15 protein-coding genes are annotated in these 16,459 nt (G+C 63.9%); 2 read left to right on the top strand and 13 right to left on the bottom strand.

Annotated features, from left to right (window positions below):
• The first annotated feature begins 3 nt into the window (after positions 1-3).
• Positions 4-1,623, top strand: a complete 1,620-nt coding sequence (locus ACNAZA_RS13170; RefSeq protein WP_415797018.1) for a DHA2 family efflux MFS transporter permease subunit — start codon at positions 4-6, stop codon at positions 1,621-1,623.
• 93 nt (positions 1,624-1,716) lie between these two features.
• Complete coding sequence (locus ACNAZA_RS13165) at positions 1,717-1,926, top strand: hypothetical protein (protein WP_415797017.1); 210 nt, start codon at positions 1,717-1,719, stop codon at positions 1,924-1,926.
• A 21-nt stretch (positions 1,927-1,947) separates the two neighbouring features.
• On the opposite strand, the gene ACNAZA_RS13160 is transcribed toward ACNAZA_RS13165, so the two are convergent.
• From ACNAZA_RS13160 to ACNAZA_RS13100, 13 genes are all read right to left on the bottom strand, one after another.
• A complete protein-coding gene (locus tag ACNAZA_RS13160) occupies positions 1,948-2,274 on the bottom strand; it encodes a tetratricopeptide repeat protein (protein WP_415797016.1) in 327 nt (108 codons plus the stop codon).
• A gap of 100 nt (positions 2,275-2,374) precedes the next feature.
• Positions 2,375-3,961, bottom strand: a complete 1,587-nt coding sequence (locus ACNAZA_RS13155) for a class I adenylate-forming enzyme family protein (protein ID WP_415797015.1) — start codon at positions 3,959-3,961, stop codon at positions 2,375-2,377.
• 90 nt (positions 3,962-4,051) lie between these two features.
• The gene (locus ACNAZA_RS13150; RefSeq protein WP_415797014.1) at positions 4,052-4,870 is read right to left on the bottom strand and encodes an SDR family oxidoreductase; all 819 of its coding nucleotides are present in this window, start codon (positions 4,868-4,870) and stop codon (positions 4,052-4,054) included.
• 30 nt (positions 4,871-4,900) lie between these two features.
• On the bottom strand, positions 4,901-6,469 hold the full coding sequence (locus ACNAZA_RS13145; protein ID WP_415797013.1) for a class I adenylate-forming enzyme family protein: 1,569 nt from the start codon (positions 6,467-6,469) through the stop codon (positions 4,901-4,903).
• A 24-nt stretch (positions 6,470-6,493) separates the two neighbouring features.
• Positions 6,494-7,372: a beta-keto acid cleavage family enzyme gene (locus ACNAZA_RS13140; protein ID WP_415797012.1), complete on the bottom strand. Its 879-nt coding sequence runs from the start codon at positions 7,370-7,372 to the stop codon at positions 6,494-6,496.
• A gap of 64 nt (positions 7,373-7,436) precedes the next feature.
• On the bottom strand, positions 7,437-8,594 hold the full coding sequence (locus ACNAZA_RS13135; protein WP_240466977.1) for an acyl-CoA dehydrogenase family protein: 1,158 nt from the start codon (positions 8,592-8,594) through the stop codon (positions 7,437-7,439).
• Between the two features lie 3 nt (positions 8,595-8,597).
• Complete coding sequence (locus ACNAZA_RS13130) at positions 8,598-10,613, bottom strand: acetyl/propionyl/methylcrotonyl-CoA carboxylase subunit alpha (protein WP_415797011.1); 2,016 nt, start codon at positions 10,611-10,613, stop codon at positions 8,598-8,600.
• Positions 10,610-11,431: an enoyl-CoA hydratase/isomerase family protein gene (locus ACNAZA_RS13125; RefSeq protein WP_415797010.1), complete on the bottom strand. Its 822-nt coding sequence runs from the start codon at positions 11,429-11,431 to the stop codon at positions 10,610-10,612. The genes ACNAZA_RS13130 and ACNAZA_RS13125 overlap by 4 nt, the downstream gene beginning before the upstream one ends.
• An 11-nt stretch (positions 11,432-11,442) precedes the next feature.
• Positions 11,443-12,621 carry an acyl-CoA dehydrogenase family protein gene (locus ACNAZA_RS13120; RefSeq protein WP_415797009.1) on the bottom strand — a complete coding sequence of 393 codons (1,179 nt, stop codon included), beginning with the start codon at positions 12,619-12,621 and terminating at the stop codon, positions 11,443-11,445.
• An 82-nt stretch (positions 12,622-12,703) separates the two neighbouring features.
• The gene (locus tag ACNAZA_RS13115) at positions 12,704-14,347 is read right to left on the bottom strand and encodes an acyl-CoA carboxylase subunit beta (protein WP_415797008.1); all 1,644 of its coding nucleotides are present in this window, start codon (positions 14,345-14,347) and stop codon (positions 12,704-12,706) included.
• The gene (locus tag ACNAZA_RS13110) at positions 14,344-15,225 is read right to left on the bottom strand and encodes an SDR family oxidoreductase (RefSeq protein WP_415797007.1); all 882 of its coding nucleotides are present in this window, start codon (positions 15,223-15,225) and stop codon (positions 14,344-14,346) included. The genes ACNAZA_RS13115 and ACNAZA_RS13110 overlap by 4 nt, the downstream gene beginning before the upstream one ends.
• Positions 15,225-15,872, bottom strand: coding sequence for a TetR/AcrR family transcriptional regulator (locus ACNAZA_RS13105; RefSeq protein ID WP_415797006.1), 648 nt, complete (start codon positions 15,870-15,872; stop codon positions 15,225-15,227). Before ACNAZA_RS13105 ends, ACNAZA_RS13110 begins: the two co-directional genes overlap by 1 nt.
• A 495-nt stretch (positions 15,873-16,367) precedes the next feature.
• On the bottom strand, positions 16,368-16,459 hold a 92-nt coding region (locus ACNAZA_RS13100), incomplete at its 5' end, for an IS3 family transposase (protein WP_415797097.1).

The raw sequence follows: 16,459 nt of genomic DNA, 5'->3' as shown, positions 1-16,459 counted from the left end.
GCCATGAGCACGACCTCTTCTGCAACGCCCGAGGGCCAAGGCCCTAGCGCGGCACCGCTGCCGCCACCGGCGGCCATGGCTGGGCGGCCCCAGCCTCTGACCGGTGCGCAACTGGTGCTGGGCACCATTGCCCTGTCGCTGGCCACCTTCATGAACGTGCTGGACTCCTCCATCGCCAACGTGGCCATTCCGGCCATTGCCGGCGATGTGGGCGTCAGCCCCAGCCAGGGCACCTGGGTCATCACCAGCTTTGGTGTGGCCAATGCCATCTCCGTGCCGCTGACCGGCTGGCTTACACAGCGCTTTGGCGCCGTGCGCCTGTTCACCATGAGCGTGCTGCTGTTTGTACTGACCTCCTGGCTGTGCGGCTTTGCCGGATCGCTGGAGACCCTGGTGCTGTTTCGCGTGCTGCAAGGCGCGGTGGCCGGCCCCATGATTCCGCTGTCACAAACGCTGCTGCTGGCCAGCTACCCACCGGCCAAGGCCGGAACCGCCCTGGCCTTGTGGGGGGTGACCACCCTGGTGGCCCCGGTGGTCGGGCCGCTTTTGGGCGGCTGGATCACGGACAACATCTCCTGGCCCTGGATTTTCTACATCAACGTGCCCGTAGGCCTGCTCTCGGCCGCCATGACCTGGAGCATTTACCGCAAGCGCGAGACGCCCACGCGCAAGCTGCCCATAGACACCGTGGGCCTGGCCCTGCTGGTGCTGTGGGTAGGTGCGCTGCAGCTGATGCTGGACAAGGGCAAGGAGCTCGATTGGTTTGCCTCCAGTGAAATCATCATGTTTGCCGTGCTGGCCGTGGTGAGCTTCGCCGTCTTCATCGTCTGGGAGCTGACCGACGCCCACCCGGTGGTGGATCTGCGCCTGTTCAAGCGGCGCAACTTTGCAGCAGGTTCGATTTCGCTGTCGATTGCCTACGGCCTGTTCTTCGGCAACGTGGTGCTGCTGCCACTGTGGCTGCAGCAGTGGATGGGCTATACCTCCACCGCAGCCGGCCTAGCACTGGCGCCCGTGGGCTTGCTCGCCATCTTGCTGACCCCGCTGGTGGGGAAAAAAGTGGCGGTCTGGGACCCGCGCAAAATGGCCACGGCAGCCTTTATGGTGTTTGCACTGGTGCTGTGGATGCGCTCGCAGTTCACGGTGGAAACCGATTTTCGCCACATCCTCATCCCCACGCTGATCCAGGGCGGGGCCATGGCGTTTTTCTTTATTCCGCTGACCACCATCACCTTGAGCGGCATCGCGCCCGAGCGCATTCCCGCTGCTGCAGGTCTGAGCAATTTTGTGCGTATCACGGCCGGCGCCATGGGCACCTCGATTGCCACCACGCTCTGGGAGAACCGCGCCGCCATGCACCATGCCCATCTGACGGAGTCCCTGGTTCAGGGCCAGGGCGTGTTCGGCATGACGGTGCAGCAGCTACAGGCCAAGGGCCTCAGCGCCGAGCAGGCCTATGCCCAGATCAACCGTCTGATCGACCAGCAGGCCTTCACCCGCGCGGCAGACGATATCTTTCTGGCCTCGTCCTTTTTGTTCCTGAGCCTGATCATCCTGATCTGGTTTACCAAGCGGCCCGAAGCCAGCCCCGGCGGCGCCGATGCAGCGGCTGGAGCGCACTGACATGGCCTGAGTTTCAGCACTGACTGAAATTTCTATCAAACAAGCTGCTGGCGCATATTCCGTATGCGCCAGCAGCTATTTTTTTGATAGCTATTGGATGACTGCGCCCCTCGTCCGAACAGACGGTTTGCAAGCCTGCCCCGCTGCCGCAACGAACTGCGGCGCGAGGACGGCCAGTGGAAAATTCACACCCTGCGCTCGCGCCAGACCTCGTTCATCATGCGCTGCGTCGATGAGGATGGCCGCGAAACCGTCACGGCCCTGGGCCAGGCCCCGGCAGCGGGCTTTATAGAAAACGCCTGAAAGCAGTTCAGGGCTCAGGGTTTAGGTCTGCGCCGCCTTGTCCAGTCGGCGCAGAAAAACGCCTATTTCCTTGACCACCTGGGCATCGCCTTTGGCCTGGGCCGCGGTCAGGCCCTGCTCCCAGGCCGCACGCGCGGCCGTAGCATCGCCCAGCTCCAGACAGGCCTTGCCCAGCAGCTTCCAGGCCACGGAGTAAGCGGCATCGAGCTGCGTCGCATGCTGCAAATGGGTTTGCGCCATGGCGGCATCGCCATCATCGAGATAGTTCTTGCCCAGCGTCAGGCGCAGCATGGCGGAGTCCTTGCCTGCGGCCAGCATGGCTTCGAGCTTGGGGGTCATGGGATTCATGGCATTCAGTCCTTTGCCCCGCAGTGTGCCGCAGCAGGGCAACCCGGACGTAAAAAAGGGCTGCAGCGCAGCCCTTGGCGCTCAATGCACGTCGGGCCGCTCAGCCCTCGCCCCACAGCTGCTGGGCCATTGACACGAACTGCTTGCGCATCAAATGCTTTTGCACCTTGCCCGTGGCCGTGGCCGGAAAGGCATCGACAAAATGCACCAGCTTGGGCACTTCGAAGCCGCCCAGATGCTTGCGGCAATGGGCCAGCACCGACTCGGCATCCGCAGCCGTACCCGGCTTGCGCACCACAAAGGCGCAGATGGCCTCGCTCCAGTGCGGATGCGGCAGACCGAACACCGCCGCCGCCGCCACATCCGGGTGGGCCAGCACCACGGCCTCCACCTTGATGCTAGCCACGTTCTCGCCGCCGGTCTTGATCATGTCTTTTTTGCGGTCCAGAAACTGCATGCGGCCCTGTGCGTCCCACATGCCCAGATCGCCCGTGTGGTGCCAGCCAAATTTCTGGGCCGCTGCCGTGGCTTCGGGATCCTTGAAATAGCCCAGCATCACATTGGGGCCGCGATGCACGATTTCGCCCATCTGGCCCGGGCCCAGCAAGCGCCCTTCCTCGTCCATGACGGCGGCTTCGCAGGTATTGAGCGAGGAGCCCCAGAAATTGGCATCGGCATCGGGGTTTTGCAGGGGATAGAAGGTCATGGTGGCCGGATAGATCTCGGTCTGGCCCGTCGCCAGAGAGATGGTCTGGCTCATGCGCTGCGCAATCTGCGCCACCAGCGGCTTGGGAATCGGCGCCATGGCGTAGATGCAGTGGCGTATGGTGGTGGGCGCAAAGTTCGGATCTGCCAGCACCGCCGCATACATCAGCGGCAGGCCTACAAAAATCGTCACCCCCTCCTTGATCACCAATTGCGCCACTTCCTGCGGCACGAACTGGCGGGTCAGCACCACACAAGCCCCCGTGGTGGAGGCGGTGATGCTCAGCGTGTGCTGGGCACAGTGAAACAGCGGCAGCCAGCCGCTGAGCACATCAGTCTCGCTGTAGCGTATGGCATCGATATTGCCCATCACTGCGGTATAGACCGACAGATGGGAGTGCAGCACGCCCTTGGGGTGACCCGTGGTGCCGCTGGTATACATCAGCAAGGCCGGCTGGTTGTCGTCTATGATCACCTCGGGCAAGACCTCGCTGTGCCCGGCTTCGGCCTGGGCCAGTGTGGGGCCGGGCAAGTCGCTGCCGTCCTGGGCGCGGGCAAAGATCAGAGGCACGGCCAGCTGCTTGAGCAGCTCGGCCAGCCCCGGCAACGCGGCCCACAGCTCCTGATCGACCACCACGGCCGAAACCTCGGCATGCTGGAGGATATAGGCCAGCGCCGTCACATCCTGCTTGATGTTGACCGGCACCCAGACCTGGCCGGCCTTGTGAATGCCGTTGCAGGCCACCACCATGTCAATCGAGTTGGCGCACAGCATGCCTATCTGCTTGCCCTCCCCCACCAGGCTCAGCAGATAGTGGGCAAAACGCGAGCTGCGGGCGTCCAGCTCGGCATAGTTGAGGCGCTGCTCGCCGTCAACCAGGGCGGTTCGCCCTCCATGCTTGCGCGCTGTCCGGTGCAGCAAATCACCAAGAGCCACCCGCCGAATGCGCCGGGCCGTATCACTGAGCTGGATATCGATCATTGCCTGTCTCCTTGGAGTGTTGGGGGTCGGAAGTCCTTGCCTACCTGTTTTCTGTTTTTTATTCACACCTGTCGTGAAGGTCTCGGCCTTTCAGCCTGCTGGCGGGCTGCCGGTCGCTGCAGCATGCTGGGCGGCCGCCAGAATCATGGGCGCCAGATTGCCTTGCGCGCCGCCGTCGCAGGCAATCACCGTGCCCGAGACATAGCTGGCGGCATCACTGCCCAGATACATGGCCAGCTGGGCAATATCCTCGGGCGTGCCCATGCGGCCTAGCGGCACCATGGCCTTCACCATGGCATCGCCCTCAGGGCCCTGGGGCGCCAGCCGCTTCATGCCTTCGGTGCCGGCAATCGGCCCGGGCGAGATGGCGTTGACCCGCACGCCCTGCGCACCCCATTCCAGCGCCAGCACCCGCGTGAGCTGATCCACCCCGGCCTTGGCCGCACACACATGGGCCTGATAGGCCATGGCCACCGCCCCCTGGGGTGCGGTGATGAAAATCAGGCTGGCACCAGGTTTGTGCAGATGCGGCAAGGCACGGCGCGCCACATGAAAGCTGCCCAGCAGATCGATATCGACCACCACCCGGAACGCGTTGGAAGACATCTGATCGGCCGGGGCCAGAAAATTGCCGGCCGCGCCCGAAACCAGCACATCGACTGGGCCATTGCGATCCACCGCCTGCTGCAGCGCTGCGGCCACGGCCCCGTCATCGCGCACATCGGCCACCACGCCCAGAGCTTGCGCACCCAGCGTGGCCACCGCCGCATCCACATTGGCCTGCTTGCGGCTGGCCACCGTCACCCGCGCGCCCTGGCGCGCAAAGGCCTGGGCAATCCCCAAATTGATGCCCGTGGTGCCGCCAAAGACCATCACATGGCGACCGGCGAAGTCAAATTGCACATTCATGTTCAAACTCCTGGGTGAAGAGGAACTGGCTCAGGCCAGGGTCAGCTCCGAGCGCAGCACGGCTTTCTGGATCTTTCCTGCCGGTGTCAGCGGCAGCTGGTCGCGGAACACGATCTGCCTGGGCACCTTGTAATCGGCCAGGCATTCGCGGCAAAAATCCTGTAAACGCTCCGGGGTCAGCGTGCTGCCTTGCTTTTGCATCACGTAGTAGCGGCCTACCTCGCCCATCACCGGGTCGGGCACGCCGATGCCGGCGGCCATCAGCACCTCGGGGTGGGTGCCGATCACCGCTTCCACCTCGGCCGGGTACACATTGAAGCCGCCCTGAATGAACATGTCTTTTTGCCGCCCCATCAGATAGATCAGTCCCTGGGCATCCAGATAGCCCAGATCGCCGGTATGCAGCCAGCCCTCGGCATCAAAAGCCCCGCCGTCGCTCTGGGCGCCGACATAGCCGGGAATGACGCCGGCACCGCGAAACCACAGCTCGCCCACCTGACCGGCGGGAAGCGACGCGCCGTCGGCCCCGGCCACCATCAGCTCGGCGCCGGCCAGCGGTTTGCCAATCGATTGCAGCAAGGCCTGCTGGTCGGCCTGCCAGGGCGTCATGGCAATCGCGCCCGAGGACTCGGACAAGCCGTAGAGATTCATGAAGCTGGCCTGCGGAAAAGCCGCTTGCAGATGCTCTAGCAAGGCCGGCTCCACGTTCGAGCCTCCCACGATGACCAGGCGCAGACGACTGAAATCCGCCTGGGCCAGCCCGGGGTTGATCAGCAGCAGCGTGAGCATGGTAGGCACGCCGGTCAGCATGGTGGGTGGGTTGCGGCGCGTCATCTCCAACACCGCATCGGCGCTGAACATGGGCACCAGCTCGCAGCAACCGCCGGCCAGCAGCTGCGTCAACACGCCGCAGCTGATGCCTCCCACATGGTTGAGAGGCATGGCCAGCTGCACCCTGTCCTCGGCATGGGCCTGCGTATGGGCTTTTTGCGCCCCGGCCGAGGCCAACTGGCTGCGGTGCGTCAACCCCGCCGCCTTGGGCCGACCCGTGGTGCCCGAGGTGTAGATGATCATCAGCAGGTCGTCGGGCTCGGCGGCATGCGGCAGCGGCAGTTGCTCATCGCCCGCGCCGGCTTGCAGCAGGGAGTGAAAATCCAGCCCTTGGCCTTCCCCCACCTCGCCCAGGAACAGCAGCAGTTGCAGGTTTGGAAAGCGCGCGCGGGCGGCGTTGAGATACTTCACATAGTCGAAGCCCGCAAACTCCAGCGGAGCCAGCACGGCCTTGACCTGGCTGTCGCCGAGCATGAAGTCGAGCTCCTCGCCCCGGTAGCGCACGCTCAGCCCCACCACCACCGCGCCCAGCTGGGCAGCGGCCAGATAGGTATGAATCCATGCCATGCAATTGGGCAAGATGATGGCTATGCGGTCGCCGCGCCCTATGCCCAGGGCCTGCAGTCTGCGCGCCAGCACAGTCACCGTGGTCTCCACCTGACGCCAGCTATAGGACTTTCCATGCTCTATATAAGCCGCTCCCGCGTGGCGGGCTGCGGTCTGCGCCAGGGCATGGCCCACGGTGGGCGGCATTGTGTCGAATGTCATGACTTGAGTTCCTTGGCAAGTCGTTCAGACTTCGGATAGCGCAGCCAGGCCCAGCATCTGGCGTGCTTCGGCCGGTGTTGCCACCTCGCGGCCCACATCGCGGGCATAGCGGGCCAGCTGCTCAACCAGCGGAGCGTTGGACGTCACCTTGCTGCCATCGGGCAGATAGAACGTGTCTTCCAGGCCGCTGCGCAAATGGCCGCCCAGCTCGGCGGTGCGCAAATGCGCAGGCCAGATTTCGCTGCGCCCTATCAGCGTGGTCTGCCAGGGCGCATCCTTGATCTTGAGCTTGAGCAAGATGGGCAGCAGATCCGGATCGGCCGGCATGCCGGACTCCACGCCCATCACGAAGTTGTACTCGGGCAGGCCTTGGTACATGCCGGTTTCCACATACATGCCGACGCAGCGAACAATGCCTACGTCAAAGCACTCGAACTCGGGCAAGGTCTGGGTCTCGGCCATCACGTCCAGAAAATCCTGCACCTTGGCCGGCTGGTTGTCGAACAGCATGGGCGGCCAGGCCCAACTGCCGTTGCTGCGCACCTTCAGGTAGTTGAGCGAGCCCGCGTTGCAGGCCGCCATCTCTGGCCGGGTGGCGCGCAGGCAATCGAGCGGCCCCTGGTAGTTGGGGCCGACCACGCCCGTGGTCTGGTTGATGATGATGTCGGGACAGGCGGCGCGCATGGCATCCACGCAGGCCTTGGCCACCACGGGGTCCCAGCTGGGCAGATGGCCTTTGCCCTCTTGCTGCTGGCGAAAATGCACATGGACCACGGAAGCGCCGGCGTCGTAGGCGCGGCGCGCCTCGGCAGCCAGCTGCTCGGGAGTGACGGGGACATGGTGCTGGTTCGGGTCCGTCAGAACCCCGGTGACCGAGCAGGTGATGATGGCTTTTTCAGACACGATTCGCTCCTTTTTTAGAAGCTGCTTGCGCATTGTGGATAGGCGCTACAGCCCGATTTGACGCTTAAATCTGCCACTGGCGCGCAGCCAGCTCCTTCATGATCTCGTCGGTGCCGCCGCCAATGGTCAGCACCTTGACTTCGCGGTAGATGCGCTCGCTCACCGTGCCGCGCATGAATCCCATGCCGCCCAGAATCTGCACCGCCGTATCGGCGCAAAACTGCATGGCCTGCGTGGCATGGTTTTTCAGCACGCAGACCTCGCCCACCCAGTCATGGCCGGTATCGCCGCCATCGGCGCGCGCGGCCACGGCCTCCACCCAGGCGGCTGTGGAACGTATGCGCTGCTGCATGTCCACCAGCTTGTGGCGTATGACCTGATGCTGGTTGAGCGTGCTGCCAAAGGCCTTGCGCTGCTGCGCCCAGGCCAGGGCCTCGTCATAACAGGCCATGGCAAAGCCCAGCGCCCCGCAGGCAATGCCGAAGCGCTCGCTGTTGAAGTTGTGCATGATGGCCTTGAAGCCCTGGCCCTCCTCGCCCAGCAGATGGCTGGCCGGCACGCGCACCCCGTCGAAATGCAGATGGGCCGTGTCCGAGCATTGCCAGCCCATTTTTTCCAACCTGGAGCGCGACAGCCCCCGGCTGTTTCCCGGCACGGCCAGCAGCGAGATGCCGCCGCCGGGTGCGCCGGCATCGCCCGTGCGCACCGCCACCGTCAGCCAGTCGGCCCGCATGCCCGAGGTGATGAAGGTTTTCTCGCCATCAATCACATACTCATTCCCTTCGCGCCGCGCCCTGGTGCGCAGCGCCGCCACATCCGAGCCGCCGCCGGGCTCGGTAATGGCCAGGCCGGCAATCTGCTCCCCGGCCAGCACCGGCGCAATGATTTGCTGTTGCAGCGCCGCACTGCCCAGAGCCAGCACTGGCGGCAGGCCGATATTGTGGGAAAGCAGACTAGCCAGCACGCCGCCGCTGCCGCCGTGGCGGCACAGCTCTACCCACAGGGTGGCACGCAGGCCGCTGGATGCAGGCGTGCCGCCCAGTGCCTGCGGATAGCCCAGGCCCAGCAAACCCAGAGCTGCGGCCTGACGGTACAGCTCGCGCGGGAACTCGCCCGCATCGTCCCATTGCGTCACATAGGGCGCGATCTGCTCGCGCGCAAAGCGGCGCACGGTGGCCGCCAAAAGTTCACGATCTTCGCGCTCTTCTATATCTGCCGCCATGTCTTACTCCTGCTGTGCCGCTGGTGGTACCGCTGACTCTGCCGCTGGCTCGGCCGCCGCAAACCGCAGCAGCACCTGACCGGGCATCACTTGCTGGCCTTCGCTGACCAGCACCTCGGCCACCACCACCGCTGCCGGGGCCGCCAGACTGTGCTCCAGCTTCATGGATTCGATGACCAGCGCCGCCTCGCCCGCCTGCAGCCTCTGGCCGGGCTGCACGGCCAGCTTGAGCAACTTGCCGTTGAAAGGCGCGCGCAGCTCGGTCGCCACACTTGCGCCACCGGCAGCAGCGGGCGGCAAATAGCTCACATCCTCGACCCACCAGTCAACGCCATGGGCCTGCATATGCCAGCGGCTTTGCCCCTCCAGGCCCTCCAAGCAGACCCCGGTCAGCATCTGACTGCAGTCGCCCAAAGCCACCTGCCAGCCATGTGCGTCCTCGCCTATCGCCACCGGATGAGCCTGCAACTGATCCTGGCGCCCATCGCCGTACTGCACCTGCCATTGCTGGCGGCCCAGCGCCTTGACGTACAGATCAGCCGTCTGCCCACGGTGGCGCAGCCGTCTGGGCTGGGGATAGGGGCAGGCCAGGCGGCTAGGTGCATCACCCAGACTGCAAAGCACGGACAGGCTTTGCTGTGCCCGGCCCTCCTTCTCATGAAGCCGGGTTTGCAAGCGATCGGCGTCTGTCGCCAGAAAAGAGATCAGCGCCTTGCCAGCCTTGAAAGTTTCATCCTGCAGGCACTCGATCAGAAACGCCCGGTTGGTAGGCAGACCCAGCAGCTCAAGTCTCAGCAGTGCGCCGGTCAGCTGCTCGATGGCTTCGGCCCGCGTGGCGGCGTGCACGATGAGCTTGCCCAGCATGGCATCGTAGAAAGGCGAGACCTCGCTACCCTGCTGCAAAGCATGGTCAAAGCGCAGTGCGCCCACCTCAAAACATGTAGCAGCCGGCGCTTTCAGGTGCTGGACCTGACCGGCATGCGGCCTGAACATTTCGTCTTCGGCGCATAGACGCACTTCCATGGCATGGCCTTGAAAGCGCAGTTCGGACTGGCCCAGCGGCAAGGGCTCGCCACGGGCCACTCGAATCTGCCACTCCACCAGATCCAGGCCGGTGAGCGCCTCGGTTACCGGATGCTCCACCTGCAAACGGGTGTTCATCTCCATCAAAAAGAAGTGATTGCCTTCAAGCAAAAACTCCACCGTGCCCGCACCCACATAGCCTGCGGCCCGGGCCAGCGTCACGGCGCAGGCGCCCATGCGCTCGCGCAAGGCCGCATCCACCGCCGGGCTGGGCGCTTCCTCTATGATTTTCTGGTGGCGGCGCTGTACCGAGCAATCGCGCTCGCCCAGGTGCACGACCTGGCCGTGCGCATCGGCAAAGATCTGCACCTCCACATGGCGCGGATGCATGACGGCGCGCTCTATCAGCAAGTCACCGTTGCCAAAGCCGGCCAGCGCTTCAGAGCGCGCACTGGCCGCTGCAGCCGCCAGTTGGTCCGCATTTGGCACCAGGCGCATGCCGCGCCCTCCGCCCCCGGCCACGGCCTTGACCATGACGGGAAAGCCTATGACCTGCGCCTCTTTGGCAAAGCGCGCATCGCTTTGATCTTCGCCGGCATAGCCGGGCAGACAGGGCACATCGTGGGCCTGCGCCAGAGCCTTGGCCGCCGCCTTGCTGCCCAGCTGGCGAATGGCTGCCGGCGGCGGGCCTATCCAGATCAGGCCCGCATCCTGCACCGCCTGGGCAAAGCCGGCATCCTCGCTCAAAAAGCCATAGCCTGGGTGTACCGCATCGGCACCGGTGGCCTGTGCCGCCTCCAGCAGCCTGGCCAGGTTCAGATAGCTTTCGGCCGAGGTCTTGCCGCCCAGTGCATAGGCCAGGGTCGCCTCCTGCACATGCAAGGCCTTGGCATCGGGCTCGGAAAACACGGCCACGGTTTCCAGACCCATGCGCCGGGCCGTGGCAATGACGCGCCGGGCAATCTCGCCCCGGTTGGCAATCAGGATGCGCTTCATGCTTTCACCTCCTGGCCGGACGCCCAGGGCGCAGGCCGCTTGTTCGCAAAGGCCTGGAGACCGGCAGCCGCCTCTGTGCCGCGCAAGGCCTGGGCAAAAGCCTCAGCGCCTTGATCCAGGACCGCGTCCAGGCTTTGGCTCGGCACGGCCGCCAGCAAGGCCTTGGTTGCCGCCACCGCCTCGGGAGCCGCCGCGCTGCAAAGCGCCAGTCTGGTCTGGATCTGCGCTTCGAAATCACCGGCCACCACCTGGTTGACCAGACCCGCGGCCAAAGCCTGATCCGCCGTCCAGCGCTGACCGCTCAGCAGCCATTCGCGGGCTCTGGCCTCGCCCAGGCGGCGCAGCACAAAAGGCGCAATCTGTGCCGGCACAATGCCCAGCGTCACCTCGGGGGTGGCAAATGATGCATCGGCCGAGGCCAGCACCACATCGGCCGTGCACACCAGGCCCACGCCGCCGCCCATGGCCGCCCCCTGCACGGCGACGACCAGTTGCTGCGGCAAGCCCGCCAGGGCCTGCAGCAAGCGGCCAAAGCCCCGGTTGACGGCAATCAGCGGGTCTGTCACGCCGCTTTCGCAGGGCTTGCCTATGGCACCGGAGAAACTGCCCAGGCTGCCGCCTGCGCAAAAGTGGCCGCCGCTGCCGGTCAGCACGATGGCGCGCAAGCCCTGGTCGACCTCGGCCCGCGCACAGGCCTGCAGCAAGGCCTGCACCATTTCATCGCTCAGGGCATTGCGCGTGGCGGGGGCATTGAGCCGCCAGCATTCGGCAAAGCCATGGCCCAAGGGCTGGCGTTCAATCAAGAGCAGCTCGGACATGTCCATCCCCTTCAGGCGGCAGGCCGCTGAACCATGCCCATGGTCTTGGCAATGATGCCCATCATCACCTCGTCCGCACCGCCGCCGATCGAGGCCAGGCGTCCGTCACGGTACAGACGCGAGATGCGGTTGTCCCAGGTAAAGCCCATGCCGCCCCAGAACTGCAGACAGGTATCGGCCACCTCGCGGGTCAGTCGCCCGGTCTTGAGCTTGGCCATGGATGCCAGTTGCAGCGCATCCTTGCCCTGCATATAGATATCGGCTGCGCGATAGGTCAGCGCGCGCAAGGCCTCCACCTCGGTCTGCAACTCGGTCAGTTTGAACTGCACCCATTGCTGATCGATCAGACGCGCGCCAAACATCTGGCGCTGCTGCGCCCATTGCACGGTCTCGCGTATGCACTCATCCAGAGCCATCAGGCCGCTGGCCGCTGCCCACAGCCTCTCCTCCTGAAACTGTTGCATCTGGTAGATGAAGCCATGGCCTTCCTCGCCCACGCGGTAGCGCTGGGGCACGCGCACCTCGTCAAAGAAGATCAGCCCGGTGTCCGAGGAGTTCATGCCGATCTTGCGCAGCTTTTGCGCAACCTCTATGCCATGGGTCAGCTTGCCATGGGGGCCGTCGCGCATGGGCACCATCACCAGGGTCTTGTTCTTGTGCATGGGGCCGTCGCTGGTGTTGACCAGCATGCACATCCAGTCGGCCTGGAGACTGTTGGTGATCCACATCTTCTGGCCGCTGATGACGTAGTCGTCGCCATCCTTGCGCGCCACGCTCTTGATGCCGGCCACATCGCTGCCCGCACCCGGCTCGCTCACACCGATACAGCCCACCATGTCGCCGGCAATCGCCGGGCTCAGAAACTGTCGGCACAGCTCGGGGCTGCCGAAGCGCGCCAGGGCCGGCGTGCACATATCTGTCTGCACGCCAATGGCCATGGGCACGCCACCGCAGCGAATATGGCCTAGGGTCTCGGCCATCAGCAGGCTGTAGGAATAGTCCAGACCCGAGCCGCCATAGGCCTCGGGCTTGTTCAGGCCCAGCAAGCCCAGATTGCCCAGACCTTTGAAGACCTGGTGCGCGGGAAAGATTCCCTCCTCCTCCCATTCATCCACATGCGGATTGATCTGCTCATCGATATAGCGCTTGAGCGTGCTTCGCACCTGCTCGTGCTCGTGGGTGAACTGCATGGTCTGTCTCCGTCGATTGCAAAGGGGGTTCGAATCTGGAAATCACAGGGAGCGAGCGCCACGGCGCCCCGATCCGGGCCGGCTACATGCGCGCCACGCCGAACTGCATGGGTCGCAGACTGCGCTGCGCCGCCTGGGCCATGGTGTCCAGGCAAAACGCCAGCACTTCGCGGGTATCGCGCGGATCGATCACGCCGTCGTCCAGCAGCAGACCGCTGGTGTAGAAGACATCGGCCTGGGCCTCGAACATGGCGACGATCTGCTCAAACTGCTGCTGCGATTGCTCGGGGTCTGGCGCAAGGCCTTTGCGCGCCAGCGCGGCCTCGCTCACGATCTGCATGGTGCGGGCTGCCTGCTCGCCTCCCATCACCGCCGTCTTGGCGCCGGGCCAGCTGAACAGAAAGCGCGGCGCATAGCCCCGGCCGCACATGCCGTAGTTGCCGGCACCAAAGCTGGCACCGCATTGAATGGTGATCTGCGGCACGCTGGCATTCGTCACGGCCTGAATCATCTTGCTGCCGTGCTTGATCATTCCGCCCTGCTCGCTGTCCTTGCCCACCATGAAGCCCGTGGTGTTCTGCAGATAGATGATGGGCTGGCCCAGCTGACACATCCATTGAATGAAGTGCGTGGCCTTGTTGGCTCCGGCCACATCGATGGGGCCGTTGTTGCTGATGATGCCGATCGCATGGCCGCCAATGTCCGCCTGCACGCAGACGGTGGCCGCGCCGTAGCCGGGCTTGAACTCCAGCAGCTCCGAACCATCGACCAGGCGTGCAATGATTTCGCGCATGTCCACCGGCTCGCGGTGATGGGCGGGCATCAGGCCCAGCAAATCCTCGGCATTCAACAGTGGTGGATTTGCTATCTCTTGATGAGCATATTGTGCCTTCTGACTATGCGTCTCGTGGCATTTCCATTGGGACAAGCGATCCACCACGTCGCGCGCCATGGCCAGGGCCTGGCGGTCGTCCTGGGCCAGATGCTCGCCCAGACCCGAAATGCTGGTGTGCATCTGGGCACCGCCCAGCTCCTCTTCGCTTGCAATCTCGCCGGTGGCGGCCTTGAGCAGCGGCGGCCCGGCTAGAAAAGCCCGCGAGCGGCCCTGCACCATGATGACCACATCCGACAGCCCGGGCATATAAGCTCCGCCCGCCGTGCCCGAACCATGCTGCACCGTGATCACCGGTATGCCGGCAGCAGACAGCCTTGCCAGATTGCGAAACAGGCCGCCGCCCAGCACAAAGCCTTCGACCCGGTAGCGCATGAGATTGGCACCTGCGCTTTCCACCAGGTGGATGAAGGGCAGCTTGTTTTGCAGGGCAATCTCCTGGACCCGCAGGATTTTATCCAGGCCTTTTTCCTGAATCGCACCGGCTTCAATGCCCGAATCGCTGGCCACCACCATGCAGCGCACGCCGCTGACAAAGCCGATGCCGGCAATCATTCCCCCGCCGGGCACGGATCTGGCCGGGTCCGTGCTGTCTTGCATATAGCCTGCCAAGCTGCACAGTGCCAGCCAGGGCGCGCCAGCATCGAGCAGCAAGCCCACCCTCTCACGCGGCAGCAACTGGCCGCGTTTTTCAAACTGGGGCTTGGATTTGAACGAGGCCTGTGCTGCGCGCTCTTCCAGCTCCCGCATGGCCGCAATGCGCGCCAGCGTGGCCTCGGAGCGCGCCTGAGCCTGCGCACCGGCGGCATTCCATTGAGATGCGTATTGGCTCATGACTGGAACACCTTGGGCATCTGATAGAGAGGAAAACCAGCGAAAGGCCGTACCGCCGGGCGCTGCTGCACCTCGGCAGAAGCTCCACCGGCCGCCATGCCCATGCGCATCTGAGGCCTGGCACCGTCTACACGCAGCACGCTACCGCTGATAAAGCTGGCGGCGGGGCTGAGCAGAAACACGACGGCGGCGGAAACCTCGGCCTCGTTGCCGAAGCGCCCTGCAGGTACGGTGGCCGGCATCTTGCGCAGCAAAGGCGCGGCCTCGGGCGGGTAATGATCCATGCCGCTAGAGGCGATATAGCCTGGTGCCACCGCATTCACCCGCACGCCGCTGCCAGCCCACTCCAGCGCCGCAGTCTCGGTAAAGCTGACCATGCCGGCACGCGCCGCGCCGCTATGCCCCATATTGGGCATAGAGCCCCACATATCGGCCACCATGTTCACAATCGCCCCGCCCTGCGCGGCCATGCACTGGTTAAAGCATTCACGCGCCACCAGAAAACCGCCGGTGAGATTGGTGTCTATCACCGCCTGCCAACCCTTGGCGCTGATGGCTGCCAGCGGCGTCAGGTACTGGCCGCCGGCATTATTGACCAAGGCATCGATGCGCCCGTGTTCGGCTATCACGGCCTGCACCATGGCCTTGACGGCAGCTTCGTCCCGGATGTCGCAGGCATGGCAACTGGCGCGGCCGCCGGCCTCGGCGATCTCGGCTGCCACAGCCTGCAGCTTGGCCTCGCTGCGCCCGACCAGCACCACCTGGGCCCCCAGGGACGCCAGCTCATGCGCCACGCAGCGGCCTATGCCGGAGCCGCCGCCCGTCACCACCGCGACCTGCTGCGCAAACAGCGCCGCCTGAAAGATAGATCCGTACATCACCGTTCTCCCATAAACAGAGCCAAGGCTTCGGTTGTCAAGGCATCCAGACTCAAACTGCCCTGAGGCGAGTACCACTGCGCCGTCCAGTTGAGTGCCCCGAAAATCAGGAGTCGCGCGATCTCCGGCTGGGCTTTGAGACGGCCGGTTCTATGCAAGGCATTGAGCGCCGGCATCCACTGCCCCTCGTACAGATCTTTCTGCGCCGAGACATCCAGCCGCTGCGCCACCGTGAGCACGCGCCATTCGTACAACATGACGGGAATGAAGTCGCTATCCGGCCCCACCAGCACCTGTAGATGGTTGCGCACCAGCGCACGCAAACGCCCCAGTGCATTGGCGCGGCTGCCAAGCGCTGCCAGCGCCGCACTCTGGCTTTGCATGGCCTGATCCATGCCGCTGCGCATCACCTCGTGCAGCATGGCTTCCTTGCTCTCGAAAAAATAGAACATCGCACTGCTCTGCATGCCGGCGGCAGCTGCGATATCACGGGTACTGGTGCCGTGAAAGCCTTTGAGCCTGAACTGCCGGCCGGCGGCCAGAATCAGCTCGTTGCGACGGTTGCCCTCATTGCGCTGCTGAGCACTCTTGGGCGGCCTGCCTCTGCCTCTTCGCTGCGGTGTTGCGATGTCTTTGCTTTCTTGCATGAAGCCAGCTTAGCGGCGTTTTTTATTTTTACAAAGCAATTGATCAGTGAAAATAAAAAGGGGATTCACCAGCTTGACAAGTTGCTTAAGCGAAGACTTCAAGGAACTCTAAACAGAGCACTTTTGCGCCTCGAAACAGGCAAGCAAAAAAGGCATTGCTCGCAAGAGCAATGCCTTCGGTGGCGCAAAGCGTTGGACGCAGAAAACGAGTTAGACCAGCTGCAAAGTCAGCACAACTTTCTCACGCAACAGTTCCACAGTGACGGCTCCGCAGCATCCAGTCATCCAGTGCGGCCGAATCCATACAAAAGCGCGACCCGGCATGACAGGCGCGGAGACCTATCCTTGGAAGATGGCAAAGAGGGGCAAGACAGAGTGCGCAATCGAATCAGCCAGTAAAAAAAGCAATCTTTCATTGAAAGACTGCTGTTGATTTCCACCCAGAAGTGACCCACTAGCCCCCGGTGGAGGTGCGGATAAAAACTTGGACTGGTTTTATGCGGCTAGGCCAAGCTTGTGCCGGTATTCCACAGGACTTAAACGTCCCAGAGATACTTTGATACGTTTTTCGTTGTACCAACGAATAT

It is taken from the genome of Comamonas aquatilis, from assembly GCF_965139575.1.
Lineage (GTDB): Bacteria > Pseudomonadota > Gammaproteobacteria > Burkholderiales > Burkholderiaceae_C > Comamonas > Comamonas aquatilis.
Note: the sequence above shows the minus strand (reverse complement) of the source record. Positions and strands in the feature narration are given on the sequence as shown.

Coding starts and splice junctions, on each gene's coding strand:
- ACNAZA_RS13135 (WP_240466977.1), bottom strand. CDS start 8,594: ATGGCGGCAGATATAGAAGAGCGCGAAGATCGTGAACTTTTGGCGGCC.
- ACNAZA_RS13145 (WP_415797013.1), bottom strand. CDS start 6,469: ATGACATTCGACACAATGCCGCCCACCGTGGGCCATGCCCTGGCGCAG.
- ACNAZA_RS13115 (WP_415797008.1), bottom strand. CDS start 14,347: ATGAGCCAATACGCATCTCAATGGAATGCCGCCGGTGCGCAGGCTCAG.
- ACNAZA_RS13170 (WP_415797018.1), top strand. CDS start 4: ATGAGCACGACCTCTTCTGCAACGCCCGAGGGCCAAGGCCCTAGCGCG.
- ACNAZA_RS13105 (WP_415797006.1), bottom strand. CDS start 15,872: ATGCAAGAAAGCAAAGACATCGCAACACCGCAGCGAAGAGGCAGAGGC.
- ACNAZA_RS13150 (WP_415797014.1), bottom strand. CDS start 4,870: ATGAATGTGCAATTTGACTTCGCCGGTCGCCATGTGATGGTCTTTGGC.
- ACNAZA_RS13130 (WP_415797011.1), bottom strand. CDS start 10,613: ATGAAGCGCATCCTGATTGCCAACCGGGGCGAGATTGCCCGGCGCGTC.
- ACNAZA_RS13125 (WP_415797010.1), bottom strand. CDS start 11,431: ATGTCCGAGCTGCTCTTGATTGAACGCCAGCCCTTGGGCCATGGCTTT.
- ACNAZA_RS13120 (WP_415797009.1), bottom strand. CDS start 12,621: ATGCAGTTCACCCACGAGCACGAGCAGGTGCGAAGCACGCTCAAGCGC.
- ACNAZA_RS13160 (WP_415797016.1), bottom strand. CDS start 2,274: ATGAATCCCATGACCCCCAAGCTCGAAGCCATGCTGGCCGCAGGCAAG.
- ACNAZA_RS13155 (WP_415797015.1), bottom strand. CDS start 3,961: ATGATCGATATCCAGCTCAGTGATACGGCCCGGCGCATTCGGCGGGTG.
- ACNAZA_RS13110 (WP_415797007.1), bottom strand. CDS start 15,225: ATGTACGGATCTATCTTTCAGGCGGCGCTGTTTGCGCAGCAGGTCGCG.